This is a genomic window from Mycobacterium sp. P2_H7 (assembly GCF_056403275.1).
On sequence record NZ_JBFUFU010000012.1, the window covers coordinates 195632 to 219934 of the forward strand.

The following is a 24303-nucleotide window of genomic DNA, read 5'->3' on the forward strand; positions in this document are numbered from 1 at the left end:
CCGCACTCCATTTCAGGACAGGACGCACCATGTCAATCGCACGTGATCCGCTCGGCCTGCACTACGACTTCGACCAACTCAGCATCAGTGATCTACTGCGCGCCCGCGACACCTACCACTTCCACCTGATGAACAAGCGCAACGTTGTCGGCACCGCGGTCGGCTACTACCTGATCCGTAACGACGATCCACGCTCGGATGACATCGACCAAAACACCCTGCGGCAGCGGAACCGGCCGGAACGCACCTTCTGGAATTCCTCCGTCCGTGACACCTCGTGGCCCTGCGTACTCGTCATGGTGTCGTCCTGGGAGTACGCCGACCAATTCGGTGTCGACCGAGCCTATGACCCGACCGACATGGTTCCCAAGACGCTGTACCTCGACGACGGTCGGGCGGTTCCGGTATGCGTGGTCGCGATCGAGGAGAAAGCAGCCGCCGCGCGTGCTCCCATTCCAGCGCCCGCAGTGGCGCCCAGTGCGGTTCTCGGTGGGGGGCAACCCATCACGGTGACCATCCAGGGGATGACCTACACCGCGACGGCGGGCTGCCTGGTCAGTGACGGTCACTACACCTACGCACTGACCGCCGGGCACGTATGCGGTGCGGCGGGCACCAGGGTGGCCAGTGAGCTGCGCAGCGGAGTGGTGGAGATCGGCGAGAGCACCGGCAACCAGCTGACCCATGTGGAGTTCTCCAAGGCCTATCCGGATTTTCCTGGACGACGGTCATTTTCGACTGTCGATGCCGGACTCATCCGCCTTGACGACCTGACCCGGTGGACGTCCAATACCTACGGCTTGCCGGCCCTGGGCCAGATGGAAGACGTCCACGAACACAATCTGACCCTGCGGATCATCGACCGCAACGTCATCGGTTACGGGGCTGCGTCGGGTCTTGTGGAGGGAACCATCAAGGCGCTGTTCTATCGGTACCGGTCGGTCGGCGGCTTCGACTACATCGGCGACTTCCTGATCAGCCCGAAGAACCACGAATCCGGTACCCAGCACGGTGATTCGGGCATGATCTGGAATCTCGACCTGGTCGACGAGTCGACCGCCATCAAGGCGACAGAGCCACTCACCGAGCCACGGTTTCGCCCGCTCGCGATGCAGTGGGGTGGGCAGGTGTTGCGTACCGACGACGGCGAAGAAGCGCGACTTGCGGTCGCGACCAGCTTGAGCACCGTATGCCGGTTGCTCAACGTCGAGCTGGTGACCGACCTGTCGCGCGGAGTGCAGGGTTACTGGGGACGGGTGGGGCACTACAGCATCGCCGCGTATGCGAGCGCCTTGGTGAGAGATCCTGACCTGAGGCAATTTCTCACCTCCGACGCGGTGCGCAAACAGCTCAGCTTCGACCTGTCAACAATCCGCAAGGGAAAGGCCTTCGAGGATGAAGTCTTCGCGTTGAGCAGCACGAACAAGTTCGTGCCGCTCGCCGACGTGCCCGACGAGATCTGGAAGAAACTTCCACCGCCACTGACGAACACAAAACGGCGGATCGGCGGCCGAGACAGCTTCCACGGCGGGCACCTGGGCGTGAACGGACCCGAGCACCCCAACCACTACGCCGATATCGACGCACCCTTCGGGCCCGCAGGGGAGACCTGGCGCCAGCTATGCCTTCGCGACTCCGACCGACTCTCGGTGGAGCAATGGCAGAAGTTCTACTCCGAGTCGGCCCAGCGAGCTGAGGACGCCGGCGATGCCGCCACCGCCAAACAGTACCGAGAGCCGCTCAAGCAAGGCTTACTGCCGTTTCGGGTGTGGCAGATATTCAGCTCGATGACGGGATTTGTACATCAGGGCGATCTCACCGGATTCCTTGCTGCGGCAGGGATTCTGGCGCACTATGTGGGCGATGCCAGTCAACCGCTGCACGGATCGATCTTCGCCGACGGAGATCCGTCGCGCCCCGTGGACAGGCTCAACGAGAAGGGCGACCCGGCGCACTACGGCGAAGGGGTGCATAGCGCTTTCGAGAGCGAGATGGTGACCCGCCACGCCGGCGACCTCGTAGACCTGATCGACTCGCAGCTGGCGGATCGCGATGACCACGGGCTCACCCTGTGCCGCAACGGGAAAGGAGCAGCCAAGGCGACCCTGAAACTGATGGACGACGCTGCCGCCATCCTGCCTCCGGCCAAGGTTCTGGACTCTTTTGAAGCGAACCTATCTGAGGGGAAGGTACGAGTCGCAACCCTGGACGCGATGTGGCAGGAACTGGGCGAAGCGACGTCGGCGGTGATGATCGCCGGGGCTGCTAGTCTCGCGATGCTCTGGGACGCGGCTTGGCACGAAGGCGGCGGCCACCCGGGTTTGCTCAGCGGCGCCGCGCCGCGCAATTCCGCATTGAGGGCCCGCTACATCGACGCCAGCTTCCTACCCTCGTGCGTCCTCGACAATGTCGGAGAGTTTCTCTCGTGAAATCGGTGGGCTGACGCTCAGACGGCTTCGCCGTCGGTCGCGGGCCCCGGGGGAGACGTGAGTCGCTGAACCAGGTCCGCGGCGATGGTGCGCAGGGCGACGTTCGTATTCTGGCTTTCCCGGCGCAGCCGATCGAAGGCTTCGTCGGCGTCGATGCCGTGGATGGCCATCAGCATGCCCTTGGCCTGCTCGATGGGCGCGCGCGTCTCCAGCGCGTGTTGCAAGCCAGACGCGACGTCGCGAGCTGACCGGAACCGCGCGAAGTCACCGATCGCGCGGGACACGGCGGTGGTGAGCAAGTCCAGTATCTCGGCGTCGAAACTGTCGAATGCCGAGCGCGACCGACCGTAGAGGTTCAACGACCCGAGGCTCTGGTCGGGCGTGAGCAGCGGAGCCGCCAGGAAGCTGAGGATGCCCTCGGCTTTCGCCGCGGCAGCGAACTTCGGCCACGTCGCAGCCGCCTCGTCGGAGTCGACGAGCACGATGTTTCCCGTCCGTGAGGCCTGCAAGCAGGGACCTTCGCCGCAGTCGTACTGCTCGGCGTCGACCCGTAAGGTGCGCTGGTCGGTGTGGACCGCGGTGTAGGTGCGCCCGCCCAGGTCGATCGTCACGCCGGTGCTGTCAGCGCCAGGAATCGCATCCTGCGCGGTCTGGGCGAGACTCTGCAGCAGGGTCAGCAGCTCGTCTTCGTTCGCCACGCTGGCGCTGACGGCCAGCAGCATCCGGCCGAGCTCGGTGGCACTGACCTGCTGCTCGCCGACAGCCACCGCGATCACCAGGTCTGCGGTGCTGCGCGCATCCTGGTCTGCGGTCTTCGCCGGCAGCGAATCCTCGGTGCGCGGGTCGGGAGAAATCATCCGGATAGTCTGACATAGGCGGCTGAGATGCAAGTAGCATCCGACAACGATGATTGCGCGGGACTATCCACAGACCGAAAGCCATTGTTGCACAGCATAATTCGTCACAGTGACGAATTAAGGCGGCATGGGTGGTACGGACCGACAGGCGTCGGCGGGGGACATTAACCCGCACGGCATCGTCGCGGTAGCCGGGCCCTTAGCGCATCCTAAGCTCCCTTCGCGACGGTGTCTAAACCCTTGCATCCGAACATCATTCGATGTCGATAAAGCAACCCGACACCCTGCCGTGGGTGACCTTTTCGTCACTGTGACGTTTTATGTCAGATTAGGCCCCGATGGGAGTGCGGCCATCGCGGCGATCCGCCGACAGCTGGAGCCGAAGGCCCGGCTTCACCGGGGCCCGTTCCAGGGTCGCGAGCCCGTTCCAGGGTCGCGAGCCACGGGGCAGCGACGCGTACGTGGGTCTAGGCAATGCGCTGGGGTCGGGCGCAGACATGGCGATTCAGCAGGCTGCAATGCTCGAACGTGCAGGTCAGGCCGCTACCTGCGGTTTCATTTGTACCGATAAGCCACATTATGTCAACTTAAGTACGCCGTGTGCATCAGATGAATCACGGACGTCTTGAGCGGCCAGCCGTGCTCAAGCCGGCACCGAACCGAGTGGCCGAGTAGCAACTTCCCTACAAGTGACCAGGATGGGTGACGGCCCGCAGCTCGAGCCGCGGGATTCCTGCGAAGTCGGCTGCACTACATGTGTAGAGCGGCAACGCGTGAGCGATCGCGGTCGCTGCGATGAGCGCGTCATACGCGCGCGCCGCCGGCTTGCGCCCTGATGCGCGGAGTGCCGCCGCCACGGCGCCAAAGGCCCGCGCGCAATCAGCATCGAACGGAAGGACATCAAAGTCGGCCTCGGCCTGCTGCAGATGCTGCTGACGGGCACTGCGCTCGGCCTCGTCGTGCGCTACATGCGGACCCACCGAAAGTTCGGCCAGCGTTATCGCGCTAATCACCGATTCATCGGGAAGCTCGGTTGGGTCGGATATTTGGCCCAGGAGGATCACCGTGGAGGTGTCCAGCATCCCCTGGCTCGAAGCTACGGTCACAGCGACGGGTCGATCGCGTCGTCGATATCTCGCCGGAGCGCATCTGGATTCACCTGGGGAAGATTTTTGCGGCGACGAATGAGTTCGGCCGGACGGGCGCTGGCTCTCGGTAGCGGGCGAAGCTCGGCCACCGGCGCGCCGTCACGAGTAACGACGATGCGTTCGCCGTGCTCGACGCGGCGTAGGACATCTCCCCCGTTGTTCCGTAGATCGCGCACCGTTACCGTGTCCATGCGACTAGTGTATCACCGGTGATACACTAGCTCATTTTTCAACTGGAACTGACACGAACAGCAGAGTCTCTCGCTTTTCGGCCGCTAATTGCCGTACATACCGCGTCACTGCAGGCTCGTCGCTGACGTCCTTCAGCGTCAGCTGACAAGACGGCGCGGCGCTATCGAGCCAAGATCGCCGTCGAAACGAGCATTGACCGCATTGGAATTACGCACGGCAAGTTGCCCTTGCTTGTCAGTCGAGATCGAACGCGTGCTGGATCGCCGTTGTCAGCAATTCCTCTTGATCAGGAAGAAAGAACCCTATCTGACGCCCCAGTGCCGCAACCGGGATCGTGACAATGTTGTCGACGCTGACGGCGGAATCTTTCTCGAGCCCGTTACGCACACCTACTGGAACTTCGGTCGACAAGCCGCGAACTGTGCCGGTGATCGGCGCCACGGTGACCCTGGTCAGGTGAGGCCGCACGAGCTCCCGAGTCAGAATCAGAACCGGCCGAGCCTTATCAAGTTGGGCGACGTGAATTGGTCTCAATCGATATCCAGTTCGAAAGTGGAGGCATGAGCAGCGAGCGCATCGAAGTCATCGTCAGCGGTGGTCCTCTTGGCGAGAATCGTCGCATCGCGGGCAGCGATCAGCCGGCGACGCTCGCGTTCGAGCGCTTTGAGTACAAATGATGCGCGGCTCGCGACGTGCTTTTGGTCCACTTCCCTGTCAATGAAATCGACGACTTCGTCCGGAAGCCGAACGGCGATCTGCTTGCTCATAGCGCAATGGTACCGATATGGGATGCGAATCGCTACCGCCCGTGATCGGGCCACAGTGGTCCCGGCAATAGCGCCTTCTACCTGCCGCATCTCCACTGATGCGCTGCTGCGGATCGGGAGGAATACGCGCCGACGGTTCGACACGGCAACTGGTGCCAATCACCTTCAACAACTTTGTCGAACCGATGTGGGAGAACTCGGTGAGCCGCATCTATCTCCAATTGCGTCACCAAGAAATGCCACATAAAGAGATCACCCCAATGAAGTGCTCGTGGGCCCGTTGCGGTGTTGAACTACGGCGCCCTCGCACTCTACGTATGCCACGACACGCTGGCCGTCCTCATCCGGCCGGCGGGCTTTGGAAGATCTGCTACGCCCCGTTTCCGCATAAGCGCAATGTGCGTACGCGACCACCACCTCTAGATGCCGGCCGATCGAACTCTGGTCAAATACTTCCCGGTCCGCTATCCCCCACTGCCACAGCGTATTACCACCGCATGCGGATCACTTGCCGGTCAGCCGCCACCGACGACGCGCCATGGCAGGGCTCACCCGCTGGATTGCGAACTGTTCAGCCGAACGCGTCAATTTAACGCCGGGCATTCCGAACTAAATACTTACCAATTCAAATAGATACTTACCTATCCAACTAGATATTTACCTACCACAACTAATGCTTTACGCACGTGACAATTTTCTGCTTAAATTCTGCTGTCCTGCAGTTCTGCTGCGTCACAAGGGGGATCGACTATGTCTGCTCAACGTTCGCCGGGTGATGCTGGGGTCCGCTTGCGACAGCCGTATGCCTAGCTGGGTGCACGGCCGGCATCTTGACGAGCGGTGCGACTCGTGACGACAGACCATTTCAGGACGCTCAACAACCTGAGGCAGGTTCCGCGGCCGACGACGATCACACGCTCGGCGCGGCCGGCCGTTCGTGCTGCGATCGCGGGCGTGGGTTCGTGGTTGCCGGACCACGTGGTGACCTCCGAGGAGGTGGAACGGCGCATCACCGAGGCGAGCCGTGTACATGGCTTCGTTCCGCCTCCCGGTGTGGTGACCGAGCGCAGCGGCGTGCGCGAGCGCCGCTACAAGCTGCCGCACGAGGACGCGAGCGACATGGCGGTGCACGCCGCCGGGCGCGCGCTCGCGCAGGCTGGCACCTCGGTCGGCGACATCGACCTCATCATCTTCGCCTCGTCGAGCCAGGACCTCGTGGAGCCGGCGACGGCGCACCTCGTCAGCCACAAGCTCGGCGCGGACGGCGCGATGGTGTTCGACGTCAAAAATGCATGCAACTCGTTCATGACCGGTATGCAGGTCGCCGACGGGCTCATCCGAACCGGGCAGTACGAGAAGGTGCTGGTGTGCACCGGCGAGGCGCCGAGCGAGGCGATCCGCTGGGAGCTCAAGGATTCGGAGCAGATGAAGACGTCGTTCGCCGGCTACACGTTCGGTGACGCCGGCGCGGCGATGGTGCTCGAGGCGCGCAGCGACGGCACGGGGATCCGCTATCTCGATTTCCGGACGGCGAGCCGCCACTGGGAGATCTGCACGCTGCGCGGGGGCGGCACGATGCATCCGCGCGATCTTGAACACACCTACTTCGCTGGCGACGGCAACTCGCTGCGTGACGCGTTCATCGAGCTCGGCCCGCAGATTCTCGTCGACTGCTTCGAACGCACGAAGACCTCGTTCAGCGACTACGACATCGTCATCTTCCATCAGGTGACGGGCCCGTTCCTCGACACATTCCTGGCGATCACCGAGGTACCCGAATCGAAGGTCGTGCGCACGGTCGACACGCTCGGCAACATCGCGAGCGCGACGATGCCGCTGCAGCTCGAACGCGCGATCAATGACGGTCGCGCCAAGCGTGGATCGAACGTGCTGTGGATCGGCCTCGGCGCCGGCATCAGCGTCGGCGTGATGGTCACCCGCCTATGAGCCCGGTGACTCAGAAGACCTGGGACACGGGCGCCACGCTGGCGCAGCGCAACGAGCGCAAGCTCTTCGTCGCCGCGCAGCCACTCGGCTGGGCGATCTCGAAGTGGGCCCTCAAGCGCAACCCCGACGTATGGCACATGCCCGGCCTGGGCTATGTCGTCAGTGGCGCAGAGGTGGCGCGCGAGATCCTGCTCGACGGCGAGACCTACACGAAAACCGGGCCGCGCTGCACGGGCGTGCTCATGACACAGGTCATGGGTGAGTACGCGCTGCTCAATATGGATGGTCCACCGCACATCTCGCTGCGCCGCAAGATGGCTGACCTGTTCACGCCGAAGTACGTGCGCGCGGTCACCGACCAGGTGCTCGGCGAGCTCGCGACCGGCCTGCACGACGACCTCGCAGCGGGTCGCGAGGTGGACGTCGCCCGCTTCGCCCAGGCGTTCACCGGCACACTGCTCTGCCACCTGGCCGGAATAGAACTCGAGGGCGACGCACTCGAACGACGCGCGCTCGAGCTGTACGACGTCGGCGCCGAGATCGCCGCGCTCGTGCCGCTGCGCGTGAAACCGGTCAACGAGCGCACGGTGAAGAAGGGACGCGCGCTGTTCGCGCGCCTTGTCGATGGCACCGACGAGGCGTATCGCAGCGGCAGCCCCGACACGATCCCCGGGCGCATGCGCGAGATCGGGCTGTCGATCGAGGAAGCGCGCGGCGTCATCGGCATCCTCATGCTCGCCGGTACCGAGACAACGTCGACCGCGCTGGCCCGCATCGTCGCGCTGCTGTGCGACACCGGGCAATGGACGCGGCTGCGCCAGGATCCGGAGCTGCTCGACAGCGCGATCGACGAGGGCGTGCGCATCGTGACGCCCGTACCGGCGTTCACGCGGACGATCGCGCGCGACCACGAACTGCGCGGTGTGAAGCTCAAGTCGAACCAGCTGCTGCTCGGGTTCATGACCAACGCGTGCCGTGACCCGCGCGTCATCGACGATGGTGACCACTTCGACATCGGTCGTACTATGCCGCGGTCGCTGCGCCACCTGTGGTTCGGCGCCGGCCCCCACTTCTGCCTGGGCTTCAACCTCGCCAAGCGCGAGCTGTCGATGGTGCTCGAGGCGATCATGCGCCTCGAGCGCGAGGTGGAGGTCGTCAACCGCCGCGCCGCACGCGGTGTGCTGCTGCCCACCTACGAGCGGCTCGTGATCCGCATGAAGGACACCGGCTAGTGACCCGGGAGTTGAGGGCGATCCGCACCGACGCGCTGGACACCGCGCTCGCGAGCGGCAACCTCGCCGCGATGGTCGACGAGGTCATCGAGCACGCCCGCGGCAGCGGCGAGCGCGAACTGCTCATGCAGGGCGAGCGCCCCCTCACCGGCGCGGCGCTCGCCGACCAGATCGAGCGCACCGCGCACGCGCTGCGCCGACGCGGGATGCGCCCCGGCGACGTGATCCTGTTCGGCGTGCGCCCCGGCATCGATGCGCTCGTGCTACTGATGGCCGCGATGCGCAACGGCGCCGTCGTCACTTTGTTCGATCCGGGTGCCGGCAACGAGCTGTTCGCGCGACGCCTCGAGCTGCTGCGCCCGAGCTGGGTCGTCTCCGAGTCGCTGCTGTACGCGGCCAGCGCGCGCACTCCCCTGTCGATCTACCTGCGCCGTGCCGGGCTCGAGTTGCCGTGCCTGGCGAAGGTGCCCGGCCGGCACGTGCGCGCCGGGTGGCGTGTGCCCGGACTCGTGCCGCGCTCGCTCGCGCTGCACAAGCTCGTGCAGGAGCCGGCAGGCGAGCCGACCGCGCTGCCCGCGAACATCGAGCCCGACGCGCCCAGCATGGTGGTCTTCACCTCCGGCACGACCGGAATGCCCAAGGGCGTGCAGCACACCGGCCGCTCCACCACCGCCGCGGTGCGGATGATGCTCGGCGGGTTCGAGCTGCCGGAAGACGCGGTCGTCTATACCCACAGCGTCCACACGCTCGTGGTCGGAGCACTCAAGGGCCTGCGCTGTGTGGTCGCGCCGATGTCGATCACACCCAAGAAGTTCCTGCGCGATGTCGAAAAGCATTGCGCCACACACGCATTCCTGCTGCCGGTCGAGGCATGGAAGATCGCGCTGCACTGCGAGCGCACCGGGCGTCGGCTGCCGGCAACGCTGCGGCACCTGTTCCTGTTCAGCGCGCCGATCACCTCGACCGTGCTCGAGCGCGTGCACGCGCTCGGCAGCGACGACATGTTGATCACCTGCGCCTATGCGATGACCGAGATGGTCCCGGTCGCGTGGATCGACTCGCGCGAGAAGCTCGCATGGTCGGGGGACGGCGACGTGGTGGGCCGCCCGGTGCCAGGCGTCGAGGCACGCATCGTCGGCGAGGAGCTCGAGCTGCGCGGCCCGAACACGTTCGTCGGCTACGTCGGCATGGAGCGCGTCGACTGGCACAGGACGGGAGACAACGCGCGCATCGACGACCAGGGCCGGATCGTGCTGATGGGTCGCGCGAAGGACATGCTCATCCGCGACGACTTCAACCTCTACCCCGGCCTGTACGAGCCGACGATCAGCCGCATCGATGGCATCGGCGCATGCGTGATCATCGGCGTGCCGGATCCCGCGACCGCCGACGAGCGCGTGCTGCTCTACGTCGAGCGAGACCCCGCGGTGCGCGGGCTCACGAATGACGAGCTGCACAAACGCGTGGACCGCGGCATCCGCAGCGGCGACACCCGCATCGACGTGAAGGCCCTTCCCGACGAGATCCGCGTGGTCGAGCAGCTGCCGCGCTCGGGCCGCAGCCACAAGATCGACCGCGCGGTGCTGCGCATGCAGGCAGCGGCGGATGCCGAAAAGCGATGAGCGACAAGACCAATGAGCTGTGGATCGTAGTCCCGGCCTACAACGAGTCGGCGTGGATCGGCTCGACGATCGACGCGCTCGCCCTGCAGGAAGGCGTATCGCCGACGGTGCTCGTCGTCGACAACGCGAGCAACGACGGCACCGCTGCGGTGGCGGAGGCCGCGGGCCTGCGCCATCCCGAGCTCGACGTGCGCGTGATCCGCGAGGACGAAAAGGGCACCGGTTCGGCATGCGACACGGGCTTTCGCCATGCGATCGCGCACGGCGCCACGTTCATCCTGCGCACCGACGCCGACTGCCTGCCCGCCCCGACATGGGCAGCACGCATGCACGACGCGCTCGACGGCGGGCTCGACCTGGTCGGCGGCAACTACCGCGCCCGCACCGACGACGGCACCGCGCCGTTCGGCGCGGCGGTGACCGTTCCGCTCGTCTACGGCCTGATCCGTTTCGTCGGGCGCATCCGCCCCAACAACAACCGCAAGGGCGAGGGCTATCGGGCGCCGTACCTCCTCACGCCCGGCGGCAACATGGGCATCCGCGCCATCACCTACGTGGAGTGCGGCGGGTTCCCGCGCACCAAGATCGAGGACGTGCATGAGGACAAACAGATCGTCAACCGCGTGCGCAAGGTGAGCTCGAATCTCGGCTACCGCCGCGACGCCATCGTTCGCTACTCCAACCGTCGCGCCGCGCACGGCGGCATCGTCAACAACCTGCGCTGGTATCTCAACCACGGCGGCGGATCCGAGGTCGTCGATGTCCGTTGATCCTGTGCGCCGTCCGCGAGTCGCGGTCACCGGCGCGAGCGGCTTCGTCGGCGGCCGCGCCGCCGACCACCTCGAGCGGGCCGGTTACGACGTGTGGCGTTTCGGTCGCCGCGCGGGCGAGCGCATCCCCGAGGCGCAGCGCGCCCGCTATCGCAGCTGGGATATCGAAGCGGGTCGGCTGGAGGATGCGCCCTTGGTCGACGCCGTCGTGCACAGCGCCGGCCTGGTCGACGACTGGGGCACCTACGAGCCGTTCCGCCGCGGCAACGTCGACGGCACGCGCCACGTGCTCGCGACCTGGCCCGAAGCCCGCTTCATCCATGTCTCAAGCGCCAGCGTCTACGACCCGCGCGCCGACCACTCGTGCGTGCGCGAGACCGACGCCGACCCCGCCGACGCCGAGGACACAAAGCAGGTGCGCTGGCTCAACGCTTACGGGCGCACCAAACGCGAGGCGGAGAACGTCGTGATGGCGGAGGCCGCCGATCGCAGCATCCTCCTGCGCCCGCATGCCGTGTACGGCCCCGGCGACACGACGCTGCTGCCGCGCCTGCTGCGCCGCTTCCGGTTCGGGCGGCTGATGATGGTCGGCGCGCCCGGTGATCGCATCTCGCTCACGCATGTCGACAACTTGGCGTGGGCGATCGAGCTCGCGATCGAGTCCGACGCGACGGGCACGTTCAACATTGCCGACCCGACCGCCGCGACCAAGCAGGAGCTGCTCACCACCGCACTGCGACGTGTCGGGCGGCCCGAGCGGATCTTCTACATTCCCGGCGGCGCGGCCTGGGCGTTCGCGAACGTCGCCGATGCCACGCACCTCTATGGCCGGCTGCCGCGCCCGATCGTGACGCGGTACCAGCTGAGCCACCTGCTTCACGACTTCGTGTACGACCTCACCAAGGCGCGCGACGAGCTGGGCTATGTCAACCCGCCCTTCGACTCGCCGTCGGGCCTCGAGACGATCGATCAGGTCGTCCGGACGTCGTGACAGCGGCTTCTACTGATGCGGTGCTGGACCACGTCGCCGGTCGGCCGCGGCGGCCGACGGTGGCCAAGTGGATCCGCCGGCTGGCGGTGCCGATCATCCTGGGCTGGCTCGTCCTCATCGGAATTCTCACCGTGCTCGTCCCGTCGCTCGACGCCATCGGTCAGCAGCGGGCGGTCTCGGTGTCCCCCAAGGACGCGCCGTCGGTGATCGCAATGATGCGCTCAGGCGAGGTTTTCGAAGAATCCAGCACCGACAGCGCGGCAGTGATCGTCCTGGAGGGCGACAGCTCCCTGGGCCTCGACGCGCGCCGCTACTACAGCGATTTGGTCGCCAAGTTGCGGGCCGACACCACCCACGTCAAACATGTCCAGGACTTCTGGGGTGACCCGCTGACGGAGGCCGGCGCGCTGAGCGCCGACGGGAAAGCCGTCTACGTTCAGGTCGCCCTCGGTGGGAATATGGGTGAGTCGCTGGGGAACGAGTCCGTCGCGGCGGTCCAGGAGATCGTCAAGGGACTCCCCCCGCCGCCTGGCGTCCATGTCTTCGTGACCGGAGTCTCCGTGATGCAGGCCGACCAGCTTCCCGAGGGCGCCAAGAGCATCCAGGTGGTCAAGCTCGCCACCGTCGGCGTGATCATCTGCATGTTGCTGTTCTTCTACCGTTCGATCGTCACCGTCGGACTCGTACTGGTGATCCTCGGCATGGGTCTGTCGGTGACACAGGGCGTCGTCGCGTTCCTGGCCTGGCACAATGTGATCGGCTTGACGACGTACGTCACGCAAATCCTGGTGCCGCTCGCGCTCGCCGCCACGACCGACTACGCCATTTTTTTGTTCGGCCGCTACCAAGAAGCGCGTTCCGATGGCCAGGATCGAGAATCGGCCTACTACACGATGTTTCGCGGAACCACCCATGTGGTGCTGGCCTCCGGCATGACGATCGCCGGCGCGACGTTCTGCCTGTCCTTCACCCGGTTGCCCTACTTCAACACGTTGGGTGTCCCGCTGGCCATCGGCATGGTGGTCGCAGTGGTCTCGGCGCTGACGCTGGGTCCGTCGATCGTCACCGTCGCCAGCCGCTTTGGACTGCTTGAGCCCAAGCGGGCCATGCGGATTCGGTTCTGGCGCAGGCTGGGCGCGCTTGTGGTGCGCTGGCCCGCGGGCGTTCTGTTCGCGACGACCATGATCGCACTGATCGGTCTCATCGCAGTCCCCGGGTACACGCCCAATTTCGACGACTCCAAGTACCTGCCGGCCGATATGCCCGCGAACCAGGGACAAGCGGCGGCCGCGCGACACTTTCCCATCGCCCGGATGAATCCCGAGATGTTGCTCATCGAGACCGACCAGGATCTGCGCAACTCCGCCGACTTCCTGGTGATCGACCGGATCACCAAGGCGGTCACCAGAGTTCCCGGTATCGGCCGCGTCCAGTCCATCACCCGCCCGGACGGGAAGCCGTTGAAATACAGCACAATTCCGGCGCAGATGAGCGTCAGTGTGTCGCTGCAGATGATGAACCGCTCCTACATGCAGGACCGGATGGCCGACATGCTGGCCCAGGGTGAGGACATGCAGAGAACCATCAACACGATGACACAGATGATCGACTTGATGGAGAAGTTGAGCGACACCACGCACAACATGGTGCGTAAGACCGACCAGACGGCTCTCGACATCGCCGACCTCCGCGACCGCATCGCCGACTTCGACGACTACTTCCGCCCGATCCGCAATTATCTGTACTGGGAGCCGCACTGTTTCGACATTCCGGCGTGCTGGTCGGTTCGGTCAGCCTTCGACGCTCTCGATGGTGTCGACACGATGACCGATGACATCCAGCGATTACTTCCCGATCTGCACCAGACTGATTCCCTGATGCCCCAGATGGTTTCGCTGATGCGCCCGATGATCGACACCATGAAGCGGACGCGTGTCATGATGCTCACACTCCGGTCCACCCAGGCCGGGATCCAGGATCAGATGGCCGCGATGAACGAGGGCTCCTCGGCCATGGCGACGGCGTTCAACGACTCGCTCAACGACGACACGTTCTACGCCCCGCCGGAGATCTTCGACAACGACGTGCTCAAGCGGGGCATGAAGAACTTCATCTCCCCCGACGGGCATGCGACCCGCTTCGTGATCTCCCATGAGGACAACCCGATGACAGAGGCGGCCATCGGCCGCATCGATTCGATCAAGGCCGCGGTCTTGGAAGCCCTCAAGGGCACGCCGCTGGAGGGCTCGAAGGTCTACCTTGGTGGCACCGCCGCGGCCTTCAAAGACCTGCAGGAAGGCAACAAGTACGACCTGCGGATCGCCGGTCTGTCGGCGCTTTCACTGGTGTTCATCATCATGTTGCTGATCACCCGCAGCATCGTCGCGGCAGGCGTGATCGTGGGCACGGTGGTGCTGTCCCTGGGAACGTCGTTCGGGTTGTCGATACTGCTCTGGCAGCACATCCTCGGGATGCCTCTGCAATTCGTCGTCGTCGCGATGGCGATCATCATCCTGCTTGCGGTCGGCGCCGACTACAACCTGCTGCTGGTGGCCCGAATGAAAGAGGAGGTACCGGCCGGCATCAATACCGGCATCATCCGCGCGATGGGTGGCAGCGGTTCGGTGGTGACGGCAGCAGGCCTGGTGTTCGCGTTCACGATGATGACGATGTCACTGTCCAGCATGATCGTGGTCGCGCAGGTCGGCACGACCATCGGACTCGGCCTGCTCTTCGACACCCTGGTGATCCGAGCGTTCATGACACCCTCGATCGCCGCGTTGATGGGACCGTGGTTCTGGTGGCCGAGGATCGTACGGCGCAGGCCGCTCGCCGAACGGCCGCAGGGCGCCTTGCTCCGGTAGCCGTAGTGCCCGGATACGGGCCGCTTCAGTAGTCCTTGAAATAATGAGCCATGGCCGAAGCCCAAGCCCTTCCGCTGAGTCCCCCGGGACGCACTCCTCGTCGGGTCATGACGATCGCCGGCTCCGATTCCGGCGGCAGTGCGGGCCTGCAGGCCGACCTGCGCACCTTCGCGATGCTGGGCGTCCACGGGTGTGCGGCACTGACAGCCGTCACGGTGCAGAACACGTTGGGCGTGAGAACATTTCACGAAGTTCCCGTCGACGTCGTCGCCGGACAGATCTGCGCTGTGGCATCTGACATCGGTATCGAGGCGGCCAAAACCGGGATGCTCGCGTCCAGCGAGATCATCAGGACCATAGCGGCGACCTGGAGGTCCGAGGGACTCGACAAGACCGTTCCGCTGGTGGTCGACCCTGTCTGTGCGTCCAATGTCGGTGAGCCACTTCTGCACGCCAGTGCGCTCGACGACATCCGCGAGGAACTGATCCCGTTGGCCACGTTGGTGACACCGAACCTCGATGAAGTACGACTCCTCGTCGGCATCGACGTTGTCGATGAGGACAGCCAACGCGACGCAGCCCGGGCCCTGCACGCATTGGGACCACGGTGGGCACTCGTCAAGGGCGGCCACCTGCGCACCTCGCGCACCAGCTCCGACCTTCTGTTCGACGGCTCGGAGTTCCATCGGTTCACCGCGACCCGCGTCGACACCCCGCACGATCACGGCGCCGGAGACACTCTTGCCGCGGCGATCGCCGCCGCACTGGCGCACGGCTACTCCGTTCCGGAGGCGGTCGGTTTCGGGAAGCTCTGGGTCACCGACTGCATCCGCGCCGCCTATCCCCTGGGCCGGGGCCACGGTCCAGTCAACGGCCTGGCGAGGTTGTTGCGCTGAGCCAGGAAATCAGTCCGAGCGGCGTATCTGGTGCTTGGTAGTCAGCCGTCGGGAAGTGACGCGTCGTCGACCGCCAACGGCGAATTCTTCGGGCTGTTAACCACTTTGACCCACTCATGGGTTTCATGCGGCTGGCCAGCGGGCGCGGGCACGTCATCTTGTCAAGCACGGTCGCCGCCCTGCTCGGCCTCATGCTATTCATCGTCTTCTGCCTCGACCATCCCTTTGGCAGGCAACTGGGTGTCACGTCCGAACCGTTTGCCCAAGTACTCACGGTGTTCGACGCGGTCGACCAGGGAAGGTAGCCCTCCCGCGTGCCGCTCAGACGCTGGATTTCGCCACCCGTCACGGCACCGTCGGCCACCGACAAAGGTCAGCGAGTTTCGGAGAGACTCCCTGACCGCTGACCACGTCCGCGCTCATCGACAATTCGTGGAAGGAGCGGTGCCCCACGCAGGGGGCGGTAGTCAGCGGCGGCAAGTGCTGCTACCGCAGCAGAGACCAGCGCCAGGATGAGGGCGGGCTGGACGCTCGCGTCAGCAGGAAGGTCGTAGAACAGCAGCCAGGCCAGGACGATGGTGGTGATGACGCCGAGACCATCAGTTGCACCGATGATCGAAACATCAGGTCTGTTCAGGCCGATCTGCCCGCCGGTGATCGCAGTGGTCAACGCGCACACTGCGAGGGCCACACAGAGCGGAAACGTGAGCTTCCACAGCCCCCACGCGACGCGATCAGCGTCCTGCAGCGCAGTCCACGGCAGCAAGAGCGCAACAACCATCAAGGCGCCGGCTACGCCGCAGATCAACCGTCGAAGCAATGTGGTCATGTCGTCCTCCTCGGGGTCATGCCAGTGATCGTCACCGTCAGAGGTCGTGCTGTCGATTACCTGGAGGTAATGGAGCAGCGAACCCGATGCGGCTACTGTCGGTGCGAATGGCGACCACCAGCTCCGCTCCTCAAGTCGGGCCGCTGCTGCGGGAATGGCGGCAACGACGTCGGATGACCCAGCTGGAGTTGGCGATCGCTGCGGGCACCTCGGCGCGCCACCTGAGTTTCGTCGAGACCGGCCGCTCCAAGCCCGGGCGAGACATGCTGCTGCGCCTCGGCGATCGGCTCGACATCCCGTTCCGCGAACGCAACCGGCTCCTGCTCGCCGCCGGGCATGCTCCCGCGTTCCCCGAGCACCCGTTCGGCGCGCCCGAACTCGCTCCGGTCCGCGACGCGCTGGAACGGATTCTGAAAAGCCATGACCCGTATCCGGCCGTCGTCTTCGACCGCCATTGGAACCTGGTCTCCGCGAACGCGGCGATCCAACCGCTGATCGCGACGATCGATCCTGCGCTGCTGAACCCACCTGTCAATGTCCTCCGTGTCGGAATGGCGTTGATGCCGCAGATCATCAACGCCCACGAGGTCATGACCTATTTTCGTGATCGCATCCAGCGTCAGCTCGCGACGACGGCCGACAACCAACTGGCAGAGCTCTTGGCCGAGTTGGATGACCACCTGTCTCGCGAAGAGCGCGGTCGCGCAACCGAATCCGCCTTTGCGCAGAATCTGGGTCCGGTCAGAGTCTGGGCGCCCGACGGCGGCGAGTGGTCGTTTTTCGGCGTGTTCGCCACGATCGACATGCCGTTCGAGGTGACGATTTCCGAGTTGGCCATGGAGTTGCTCTTTCCCGCCGATCGCAGGACGGCCGATGCGTTTGACGCGCTTGCTCGGTGTCGTCAAGCAGAACTCCGTGGTTCGGGTACTGACTGAGTCCGAGCCTGCAGTGAGGATCTCGCCCCATCGAGGCCGGCGCAGGCAGACAATGGATCTATGTCCACTGTGCTCTGGATCCTTGTTGCGGTGCTCGCGGTAGGCACCATCGCCGGCGGCTTGTTGCGGATCCGCGCCTGGTTGCAGAAGCCGGCCCCGCCCGAAGTGATCGAGGCCGCGCGCCGTCGCGAGGAGAAAGAAGGCGACTGACGGTGCCGACTCGCTCCGCCCGATTGACCGGTGGCTGAGGAATGATGCGGGAGTGAGCGCTGTCGCCGAATTCGACTTCATCATCGTGGGAGCAGGCAGTGCGGGCTGCCTGCTCGCCAACCGGCTCAGCGCCAACCCCGATCACCGGGTGCTCCTGGTCGAGGCGGGCGGCAGAGACGACTGGTTCTGGATCAAGGTGCCGGTGGGATATCTGTATACGATCGCCAACCCCCGCACCGACTGGTGCTTCACGACCGAACCTGATCCGGGTCTGGCCGGCCGCAGCATTCACTACGCGCGGGGCCGCGTGATCGGCGGCTCGTCGTCGATCAACGCCATGATCCACATGCGCGGACAGTCAAGCGACTACGACCTCTGGGCGCAGGCCACCGGTGATGACCGATGGCTCTGGGGTGGTCCGGACGGTCCCGGCGAGACGCTGTCGATCTACAAAAAGCTCGAAGACTACTTCGGCGGAGCCGACGAATGGCACGGCGCCGGTGGTGAAATCCCCGTCGCGCGGCCGCGGGTGCGCTGGAAGATCTTGGACGCGTGGCAGTCCGCTGCCGCCCACGTGGGCATCGACCCGATCGACGAGTTCAATCGAGGCGACAACGCCGGCAGTGCGTACTTCCACGTCAACCAGCGGCGGGGCCGTCGTTGGTCGATGGCCGATGCGTTCCTGCATCCCGTGACCCACCGGACCAATCTCACCGTCCACACTGACACCCAGGCCTTGAAGCTGCTGATGGACGACCAGGTCGACGAGGATCAACGGCACGGCGCCTGGACTACAGCTACACGCCGCGCCACCGGAGTGCGGTTGTTGAAGGACGGTCACATCATCGACGTCCAAGCACGCCGCGAGGTGATCCTGAGCGCCGGAGCCATTGGATCACCGCATCTCATGCAGGCCTCCGGGCTGGGGCCGGCCGGGCTACTCACCCACCATCATGTGCGAGTGGAGGTCGACCTGCCCGGAGTGGGTGAGAACCTCCAGGACCATCTGCAGCTGCGCACGGTCTACCGGGTACGCGGCGCGCAGACCGTCAATACGCTCTACCGCAACTGGATCACCCGTGGAGGCATGGGTATTCAGTACGCGTTGCTGCGCTCCGGACCGATGACCATGCCGCCCTCCACCCTGGGGGCTTTCGCCAAAAGCGATCCCGCGCTGGCCAGTCCCGATTTGGAGTGGCATGTGCAACCCTTGTCATTGGCCAAGTTCGGCGAACCCTTGCACAAGTTCGGCGCGATCACTCCCTCGGTGTGCAATCTGCGCCCCACTTCGCGGGGCCACGTGCGCATGGCCAGTGCAGATCCGCTGAGCTACCCGAAGATCTTGCCCAACTACCTGTCCACCGACGCCGATCGTCAGGTCGCGGTGCGGGGGTTGAGGATGACGCGCCAGATCATGGCGGCGCCGACCCTGGCCCGCTACTGCCCAGAAGAGTTGCTTCCCGGGCCGCAGCTGGCAAGCGATGACGAATTACAGAGCGCAGCCCGTGAACTCGGTACCACCATCTTTCATCCGGTGGGCACCTGCGCGATGGGAGCCTTTGACACGCAGGGTGTTCCCCGTTCGGCAGCCACGGTGCTCGACACCGACTGCCGCGTGTACCGCGTGGCGGGCCTGCGAGTGGTCGATGCATCGGCAATGCCCACCATCACCTCCGGGAACACCAACGCGCCGGTCATGCTGATCGCCGAGCGCGCAGCGCAGGCGATCCTGGGATAGGGCGGCGACACCGAGGTTCCCCTTTACCTCGCCGCACTCCCCTGCCTCAGACCGGCAACACGCCTCTAGGATCGGACAGGTGTTGTCCGTATCCGATCCGATCACGTGGCAGCCGCGGCGCATCGCGATCGCGGGAGTGTCAGGTTCTGGCAAGACGACGCTGGCCCAGCATGTTTCGGCCCGGCTGGGGCTCCCCTACACGGAGATGGACAGCCTCTTCCACGGCCGCAATTGGCAGCCGCGAGACGAATTCGTCGATGACGTCGAGAACATCATCTCCACCGATTCATGGGTCATCGAATGGCAGTATGGGGCGGTGCGCGACCAGATCATCGAGCGCGCTGACACCATGCTCTGGCTCGACCTTCCCACCCCGCTGACGTTGTTTCGGCTCACCCGCCGCACAGTGCACAGGCGGATCCGTCGAGTGGAGCTGTGGAACGGCAATTACGAAGGGCCCCTGCACAAGTTCTTTGCCGACCCCGACCACATCGTGCGATGGGGTATCCGGACCCGCAACAAGTGCCGTGACCGGATACCGACAGTCGACGCATCGCACTCCCATTTACGCGTTGTGCGGCTCAACTCCACACGCGAGGGCGAACACTGGGTGAGCCGCGCCGCAGGCCTGTCCCGGTAGATTCCCACCTTTCCGCCAGCTATCCCCCAGCTACAGCCCTGTCCGCAGCCGGGAATCGACGCCTGCGGCGCTGAGCACCAACAGAGCCCCCTGGCTGCCACGGTGGCACACGCCACATGACGGCAATGGTCGCCGGGTAAAAGCTGCATGGCACAGCGTCATCCGTTCGGATGAATTCGAGCGCAGTGCCACGACGTGGCGCGACGGATTGGCCGACGTGCAGCATCATGGAGATGCGGGATGCGATTGCGGTGCGGTGTCGGCAGGTGGCGCGATCAGACGCTGGCAAAGTTTTAGAATTTGCGGAGCTTGAACGGGGAGGGAAATGTTCAACAAGATGCGGTCCTGGTGGAACACACCTGTCATACGTCCCGTGCCCGCCATGTTGGCAGACCGGTTGGCCCCACAGGAGTTCACGCACAAGGCTCCAGACATCCTCGACGCCACGTCCGCCGAGCCACTGCCTGAGCGAGTGTCTCCAGCTACATAACGTGATTGGTGACCCCCGTCGAGTGCGTGCACCGAACACCCCGAACCTTTAACGTGGAGTCGTGGAGTGGGAGTTCGAAGGCGAGGTGTTCCAGTGGCGCGGGCCTGCACCGTACTTCTTTGTCGCCACACCCGCTCCCGTCGATGACTATCTGCATGCGCACCACGGCGAGCTGACCTACGGCTGGGGTGTCATCCCGGCGCAGGTACGCATCGGCGACACCGAGGTGACGACGTCGCTGATCCCGAAAGACGGTGTCTACCTGGTGCCGCTGAAGATCGCGCTACGCCGGCCGCACGGCATCGACGACGGCGATCACGTGCGGCTGCGGCTGCAGGTCGGCCGACAGAATGTCGGCGCACCATCGGAAGGAAACGAAATGACCACCTTCGTCATCGATGCGCCGGTGGCCATCACGCTCGCCACCGAGGGAGCGACCATCCCACCACAACACAGCCTCACGGCCCCCACGCTGCTGCGCGCGCAGGCGCTGGCCCTGGTCTATGACTCGGTGCGCCGCGGCGAGATCGACGAGCGGGCAGGCCGAAAGATTCTCGACGATATCCGAGGGCTGCGGATCCGGTTCCTCGGTGACCGCTCGTTGGAGGACCACGCCTGGCGGCTGGCCGCGAAACTGAACTGGCCCGACATCAATCAGGTCGTGTACATCGCACTGACCCAACTTCAGGCCGACGCCCTGGTGACTGTCGACGACGAACTTGCAACGGCAGCACGTGCATTCGTCAAGACCGCGTCCCCGGCGGACATCCTGCGATCCTAGATCGTCTCCGCAGGCAGGAATCCTCAGAGGCCCACGTGCCGCACATTGTTGCCGCCCTGCCCCTTGACTTCGTACATCGCCGCATCGGCTTCGGCAACCAACTGCGTTACCAGTGATCCGACATCGCGATTCAGCCGCGCGGCTACATCTACCGTCGCGATACCAATGCTCACCGTCACGCTCTCAGGCAGACCGGAAATCGCTTCGCGTAGGCGGTGAGCCATGGCAACCACGTCGGAGCGGGTCACGACCGCGATGAGAAACTCTTCACCCCCGGCCCGGCAGATCACGGCAGGCAGTGGCGCCTGCCGCCGAAGCAGCTGCGCGACCGCGAGGATTGCTTGATCGCCCGCGGCGTGCCCGAAGCTGTCGTTGATCCTCTTGAAGTTGTCGATGTCCACCATGAAGATCGCCACCCGTACGGGCGCACCAGGATCGTTGGGCACCTGCGAGGTCTCGTGCAAGATGCGCGTCACCTCATCGACGAAACCACGGCGATTGAACAGCCCGGTGAGTTGATCCTCGTCCGCGCGCATCGCATAACGCCGCAGAGCACGCGACAATCCCGACACTGAGAGCGGAACCGCGAGGTTCAAGAACATCACCAGCCACAATGCTGCAACCGCGGTAGTGGCCTGGCCGCCGGCCGCGAGACGCCACACTGCGTCAACAGCAACCGCCAGCGCGATCACACCATTGAGCAGCACGGCGCGCGAGCCGTGGAAGAACGCGAGATAGCCCCCCGTGACGGCCAGCGCTGACGCTGCCAAGGCGGCCATCTCCGGTGATTCTTGCGTCAGACTCCAGCCCGCAATGACCGCGATGGCTCCCATCGACACCACTTCGGACTGCAACCGCGTCGGCCATCGAGCCAGCCAGAACACCGCCATGCCGAACGCGAAGGCGCTTCCCCCGACTGCGACCCACCAGCCGCCCTGCGTAGCCGGATGTTGCATCAGCAAGGCGGACAGCGGAACAAGCGACGCCGAGGCAGCAACAGCGGCCAACACCATCTGGGCGGAGCGCAGCAACTGCCGACGACGGAGAAACACCGACATGATCTCAAAGCGATCGCGGCGATTCCATCTTGTGATGAGCGGCGTTAACTGAAGAATCACCACTCCTCACCGTTCCGTCGACCCAGCCGTCAGCAAACCACCTTACGGCAGGCCCGAGATGCGGTGAGGAGACTTCTCGGTGTCGGCTCAGTCGCCCCGCCCGGTCTGGGCCTGGAGGTCGTCGATGAGATCTGAGGCTTCGGCCTTGGTCAACTCGTCCGGCACGTCCTGACCCGCTTCCCTGGCCAAGGTGTGGAGATAGCTGCGCTGGGGGCCGGTCATCGACTCGTCGCCGGTCACCCAGTCGGACGTGTCCTTCTCGGCGTTGTCGTGCGAGGTGTGTTGTTGGGTCATGGCAGATGGATGCCCCTCGAACAAAGATTCGAAACAGATCAGGGTGTAGTCGCGGCCGCGAGTCGGCCGAGCGTGTCGGCCAGCTGATCCTTGGTGACCAACGGGAATTTGACCTTTTCCAGCAGTTTCTTGTCCGTGACCTTCGACCAGTCGTAGGTGTGGCGCACCAGCGTCTCATCGGGTCCCTGAGATTCCAACTCCCACAACCACTCCCAGCCGGGCGGCTCGGTGCCAGCGGGGGCGGTCTTCCAGGCCAGCAATTTGTCCTTCGCGTAACCGGAGACGTGATTGTCGGTCTTGTATTCGCCGCCCATATGGCTGCCCTGCATGTTCATCGTGAACACCTGGCCCACCGCTTGTATCCGGTCGGCGTGGTCCACGCCGTGGATGAAGCCGGAGCCGTCGATCTCTTGGTGCCGCTCGGGATTGGAAAGGATGTTGAAGACCGCATCGACGGGAGCCGCAATGGTTCGCTCGACGATGACGTGTGCGTTGTCGCTCATCCGTTCACAGTTCCCACCCCGGCGCCCTCGGTAAACCATCGAGGCACCGGGCAGCGACTCAGACGGTCATCTCCAAGATCTTGTCGCCCTGCACGTTGCCCTCGAAGTAGCCCAGGCCGTAATCGCCCTGGATCGTGGTGCGGTGCATGACCCGCGGCTCGTCGGGATCGTGGCCGCTGACGGCGTGCAGCATCCGAAGGTTGTCCCAGATGACCATGTCCGTCGGGCGCCAGGTGTGGAAGTACGGCGTGATCCCGGCCAGCATCTCTCTGCACACCGCCTCGAGTAGTTCGTCACCGTCGGATGTCTCGTCACCCTCGATACCCTCTGCCATCCACGGCGAGATGTGCAGCACCTTCTCCCCTGTGTCCCGCGTCCATACCGCGGGATGCACCGCGCGCGGAAGCGCCTTGCCGTAGTCGATCGTCGCTTGCAGGCGTGCATGCGGCTGGATTTCGCGGAACCCGTCGGCCAGCCCGAAACGCATATCGGCGAAGCGCAGATTCAGGGAGTACAGGATGTTGCGGTCTTCGATCTGGCGGCGCAGTTCTGGCGACAGGATCTTGTAGAGGTGGATGCCGTCGGCAAAGCCGGTCTCGCCACCCTCGCTCACTCCGGTCACGCACCGCAACACGCCTGCCAGGTTCAGTTCATCGTTGTAGCAATGATCGAAATGCCATGGCAGCCACGAGGTGACTTCCCTGCCCTCGACCATCACGATGTTGCCTTCACGCGGCGCCTGGCCGATCTCGATGACGCCGGGGTGCAGTGCTCCCTCCGCCCGTGGCACAGAAGGAACCGGATGGTCCTTGAGCGGGCCGAACACCGTGCTGATCTCCACCTGCAGGCCGCCGTCGGGTTCGACGTCCTCGAACAGGATCATCCCGCGCTCACGGAAGACCCGCCTGAGTCGGTCGCGGACCTGCTGATCGGCCAGCGCCGCGAGCGTGACGCCGGCAACCCGCGCGCCGAAGGTGAGGTCGTCCCGAAGGGGTGTGACGTGCATAGCTGACATATCGCTGGCCTCGTATCACTATATGATATGCTGTA

General features: G+C 64.7%; 24 protein-coding genes. 14 read left to right on the forward strand and 10 right to left on the reverse strand.

All coding sequences use genetic code 11. The annotated features are described in order from the left end of the window. Positions 1 to 29 precede the first annotated feature (29 nt). On the forward strand, positions 30 to 2429 hold the full coding sequence (locus tag AC1DY7_RS20075; protein WP_477495454.1) for a Nal1-like putative serine protease: 2400 nt from the start codon (positions 30 to 32) through the stop codon (positions 2427 to 2429). A 17-nt stretch (positions 2430 to 2446) separates the two neighbouring features. Here AC1DY7_RS20075 and AC1DY7_RS20080 read toward each other — a convergent pair whose 3' ends face one another. The 5 genes from AC1DY7_RS20080 to AC1DY7_RS20100 all read right to left on the reverse strand — a co-directional run bounded on the left by AC1DY7_RS20080 (position 2447) and on the right by AC1DY7_RS20100 (position 5393). Further along, positions 2447 to 3286 carry an ANTAR domain-containing response regulator gene (locus AC1DY7_RS20080; protein WP_477495455.1) on the reverse strand — a complete coding sequence of 280 codons (840 nt, stop codon included), beginning with the start codon at positions 3284 to 3286 and terminating at the stop codon, positions 2447 to 2449. Positions 3287 to 3969: 683 nt separating this feature from the next. Next, positions 3970 to 4368 (reverse strand): PIN domain-containing protein, encoded by a 399-nt coding sequence (locus tag AC1DY7_RS20085; protein ID WP_477495456.1) that lies wholly within the window; start codon positions 4366 to 4368, stop codon positions 3970 to 3972. 20 nt (positions 4369 to 4388) lie between these two features. Continuing rightward, entirely contained in the window at positions 4389 to 4625 is a 237-nt protein-coding gene (locus tag AC1DY7_RS20090) for a type II toxin-antitoxin system Phd/YefM family antitoxin (protein WP_477495457.1), read from the reverse strand. A 235-nt stretch (positions 4626 to 4860) separates the two neighbouring features. Continuing rightward, entirely contained in the window at positions 4861 to 5160 is a 300-nt protein-coding gene (locus AC1DY7_RS20095; RefSeq protein WP_477495458.1) for a type II toxin-antitoxin system PemK/MazF family toxin, read from the reverse strand. Continuing rightward, entirely contained in the window at positions 5157 to 5393 is a 237-nt protein-coding gene (locus AC1DY7_RS20100) for a YlcI/YnfO family protein (protein WP_477495459.1), read from the reverse strand. Before AC1DY7_RS20100 ends, AC1DY7_RS20095 begins: the two co-directional genes overlap by 4 nt. Positions 5394 to 6242: 849 nt before the next feature. Here AC1DY7_RS20100 and AC1DY7_RS20105 point away from each other — a divergent pair. The 8 genes from AC1DY7_RS20105 (at position 6243) to AC1DY7_RS20140 (ending at position 16020) form a co-directional block, all read left to right on the forward strand. Beyond that, positions 6243 to 7340 carry a 3-oxoacyl-ACP synthase III family protein gene (locus AC1DY7_RS20105; RefSeq protein WP_477495460.1) on the forward strand — a complete coding sequence of 366 codons (1098 nt, stop codon included), beginning with the start codon at positions 6243 to 6245 and terminating at the stop codon, positions 7338 to 7340. Positions 7341 to 7345: 5 nt separating this feature from the next. Then, positions 7346 to 8572, forward strand: a complete 1227-nt coding sequence (locus tag AC1DY7_RS20110) for a cytochrome P450 (RefSeq protein WP_477495461.1) — start codon at positions 7346 to 7348, stop codon at positions 8570 to 8572. Beyond that, positions 8572 to 10194 (forward strand): class I adenylate-forming enzyme family protein, encoded by a 1623-nt coding sequence (locus tag AC1DY7_RS20115; protein WP_477495462.1) that lies wholly within the window; start codon positions 8572 to 8574, stop codon positions 10192 to 10194. Before AC1DY7_RS20110 ends, AC1DY7_RS20115 begins: the two co-directional genes overlap by 1 nt. Continuing rightward, positions 10191 to 10964: a glycosyltransferase family 2 protein gene (locus AC1DY7_RS20120; RefSeq protein WP_477495463.1), complete on the forward strand. Its 774-nt coding sequence runs from the start codon at positions 10191 to 10193 to the stop codon at positions 10962 to 10964. The genes AC1DY7_RS20115 and AC1DY7_RS20120 overlap by 4 nt, the downstream gene beginning before the upstream one ends. After that, positions 10954 to 11955: an NAD-dependent epimerase/dehydratase family protein gene (locus AC1DY7_RS20125; RefSeq protein ID WP_477495464.1), complete on the forward strand. Its 1002-nt coding sequence runs from the start codon at positions 10954 to 10956 to the stop codon at positions 11953 to 11955. The genes AC1DY7_RS20120 and AC1DY7_RS20125 overlap by 11 nt, the downstream gene beginning before the upstream one ends. Next, positions 11952 to 14819, forward strand: a complete 2868-nt coding sequence (locus tag AC1DY7_RS20130; protein ID WP_477495465.1) for an MMPL/RND family transporter — start codon at positions 11952 to 11954, stop codon at positions 14817 to 14819. The genes AC1DY7_RS20125 and AC1DY7_RS20130 overlap by 4 nt, the downstream gene beginning before the upstream one ends. A gap of 107 nt (positions 14820 to 14926) precedes the next feature. Continuing rightward, positions 14927 to 15715 carry a bifunctional hydroxymethylpyrimidine kinase/phosphomethylpyrimidine kinase gene (gene thiD / locus AC1DY7_RS20135; protein WP_477495466.1) on the forward strand — a complete coding sequence of 263 codons (789 nt, stop codon included), beginning with the start codon at positions 14927 to 14929 and terminating at the stop codon, positions 15713 to 15715. 116 nt (positions 15716 to 15831) lie between these two features. After that, on the forward strand, positions 15832 to 16020 hold the full coding sequence (locus AC1DY7_RS20140; protein ID WP_477495467.1) for a hypothetical protein: 189 nt from the start codon (positions 15832 to 15834) through the stop codon (positions 16018 to 16020). Between the two features lie 68 nt (positions 16021 to 16088). On the opposite strand, the gene AC1DY7_RS20145 is transcribed toward AC1DY7_RS20140, so the two are convergent. Continuing rightward, complete coding sequence (locus AC1DY7_RS20145; protein ID WP_477495468.1) at positions 16089 to 16544, reverse strand: hypothetical protein; 456 nt, start codon at positions 16542 to 16544, stop codon at positions 16089 to 16091. A gap of 107 nt (positions 16545 to 16651) precedes the next feature. On the opposite strand from AC1DY7_RS20145, the gene AC1DY7_RS20150 reads away from it, so the two are divergent. The 5 genes from AC1DY7_RS20150 to AC1DY7_RS20170 all read left to right on the forward strand — a co-directional run bounded on the left by AC1DY7_RS20150 (position 16652) and on the right by AC1DY7_RS20170 (position 21338). Next, complete coding sequence (locus AC1DY7_RS20150) at positions 16652 to 17479, forward strand: helix-turn-helix domain-containing protein (RefSeq protein WP_477495469.1); 828 nt, start codon at positions 16652 to 16654, stop codon at positions 17477 to 17479. A 60-nt stretch (positions 17480 to 17539) separates the two neighbouring features. After that, positions 17540 to 17689, forward strand: coding sequence for a hypothetical protein (locus AC1DY7_RS20155; RefSeq protein WP_477495470.1), 150 nt, complete (start codon positions 17540 to 17542; stop codon positions 17687 to 17689). Between the two features lie 52 nt (positions 17690 to 17741). Then, positions 17742 to 19427 (forward strand): GMC family oxidoreductase, encoded by a 1686-nt coding sequence (locus AC1DY7_RS20160; RefSeq protein WP_477495471.1) that lies wholly within the window; start codon positions 17742 to 17744, stop codon positions 19425 to 19427. A gap of 79 nt (positions 19428 to 19506) precedes the next feature. Beyond that, positions 19507 to 20067, forward strand: coding sequence for a P-loop NTPase family protein (locus AC1DY7_RS20165; RefSeq protein WP_477495472.1), 561 nt, complete (start codon positions 19507 to 19509; stop codon positions 20065 to 20067). Positions 20068 to 20618: 551 nt separating this feature from the next. Then, positions 20619 to 21338, forward strand: a complete 720-nt coding sequence (locus AC1DY7_RS20170; RefSeq protein WP_477495473.1) for a DUF1905 domain-containing protein — start codon at positions 20619 to 20621, stop codon at positions 21336 to 21338. A gap of 23 nt (positions 21339 to 21361) precedes the next feature. Here the strand turns inward: AC1DY7_RS20170 and AC1DY7_RS20175 are convergent, their stop codons facing one another. The 4 genes from AC1DY7_RS20175 to AC1DY7_RS20190 form a co-directional block, all read right to left on the reverse strand. Continuing rightward, positions 21362 to 22459, reverse strand: a complete 1098-nt coding sequence (locus AC1DY7_RS20175) for a GGDEF domain-containing protein (protein ID WP_477495474.1) — start codon at positions 22457 to 22459, stop codon at positions 21362 to 21364. 84 nt (positions 22460 to 22543) lie between these two features. Beyond that, positions 22544 to 22750 (reverse strand): DUF3072 domain-containing protein, encoded by a 207-nt coding sequence (locus AC1DY7_RS20180; RefSeq protein ID WP_477495475.1) that lies wholly within the window; start codon positions 22748 to 22750, stop codon positions 22544 to 22546. A gap of 38 nt (positions 22751 to 22788) precedes the next feature. Then, positions 22789 to 23253, reverse strand: a complete 465-nt coding sequence (locus tag AC1DY7_RS20185; protein WP_477495476.1) for an SRPBCC family protein — start codon at positions 23251 to 23253, stop codon at positions 22789 to 22791. 58 nt (positions 23254 to 23311) lie between these two features. Further along, the gene (locus AC1DY7_RS20190) at positions 23312 to 24259 is read right to left on the reverse strand and encodes a TauD/TfdA dioxygenase family protein (RefSeq protein WP_477495477.1); all 948 of its coding nucleotides are present in this window, start codon (positions 24257 to 24259) and stop codon (positions 23312 to 23314) included. Positions 24260 to 24303: the final 44 nt, after the last annotated feature.

Coding starts and splice junctions, on each gene's coding strand:
- AC1DY7_RS20075 (WP_477495454.1), top strand. CDS start 30: ATGTCAATCGCACGTGATCCGCTCGGCCTGCACTACGACTTCGACCAA.
- AC1DY7_RS20080 (WP_477495455.1), bottom strand. CDS start 3,286: ATGATTTCTCCCGACCCGCGCACCGAGGATTCGCTGCCGGCGAAGACC.
- AC1DY7_RS20085 (WP_477495456.1), bottom strand. CDS start 4,368: ATGCTGGACACCTCCACGGTGATCCTCCTGGGCCAAATATCCGACCCA.
- AC1DY7_RS20090 (WP_477495457.1), bottom strand. CDS start 4,625: ATGGACACGGTAACGGTGCGCGATCTACGGAACAACGGGGGAGATGTC.
- AC1DY7_RS20100 (WP_477495459.1), bottom strand. CDS start 5,393: ATGAGCAAGCAGATCGCCGTTCGGCTTCCGGACGAAGTCGTCGATTTC.
- AC1DY7_RS20120 (WP_477495463.1), top strand. CDS start 10,191: ATGAGCGACAAGACCAATGAGCTGTGGATCGTAGTCCCGGCCTACAAC.
- AC1DY7_RS20125 (WP_477495464.1), top strand. CDS start 10,954: ATGTCCGTTGATCCTGTGCGCCGTCCGCGAGTCGCGGTCACCGGCGCG.
- thiD (WP_477495466.1), top strand. CDS start 14,927: ATGACGATCGCCGGCTCCGATTCCGGCGGCAGTGCGGGCCTGCAGGCC.
- AC1DY7_RS20140 (WP_477495467.1), top strand. CDS start 15,832: ATGGGTTTCATGCGGCTGGCCAGCGGGCGCGGGCACGTCATCTTGTCA.
- AC1DY7_RS20145 (WP_477495468.1), bottom strand. CDS start 16,544: ATGACCACATTGCTTCGACGGTTGATCTGCGGCGTAGCCGGCGCCTTG.
- AC1DY7_RS20150 (WP_477495469.1), top strand. CDS start 16,652: ATGGCGACCACCAGCTCCGCTCCTCAAGTCGGGCCGCTGCTGCGGGAA.
- AC1DY7_RS20155 (WP_477495470.1), top strand. CDS start 17,540: ATGTCCACTGTGCTCTGGATCCTTGTTGCGGTGCTCGCGGTAGGCACC.
- AC1DY7_RS20180 (WP_477495475.1), bottom strand. CDS start 22,750: ATGACCCAACAACACACCTCGCACGACAACGCCGAGAAGGACACGTCC.
- AC1DY7_RS20185 (WP_477495476.1), bottom strand. CDS start 23,253: ATGAGCGACAACGCACACGTCATCGTCGAGCGAACCATTGCGGCTCCC.
- AC1DY7_RS20190 (WP_477495477.1), bottom strand. CDS start 24,259: ATGCACGTCACACCCCTTCGGGACGACCTCACCTTCGGCGCGCGGGTT.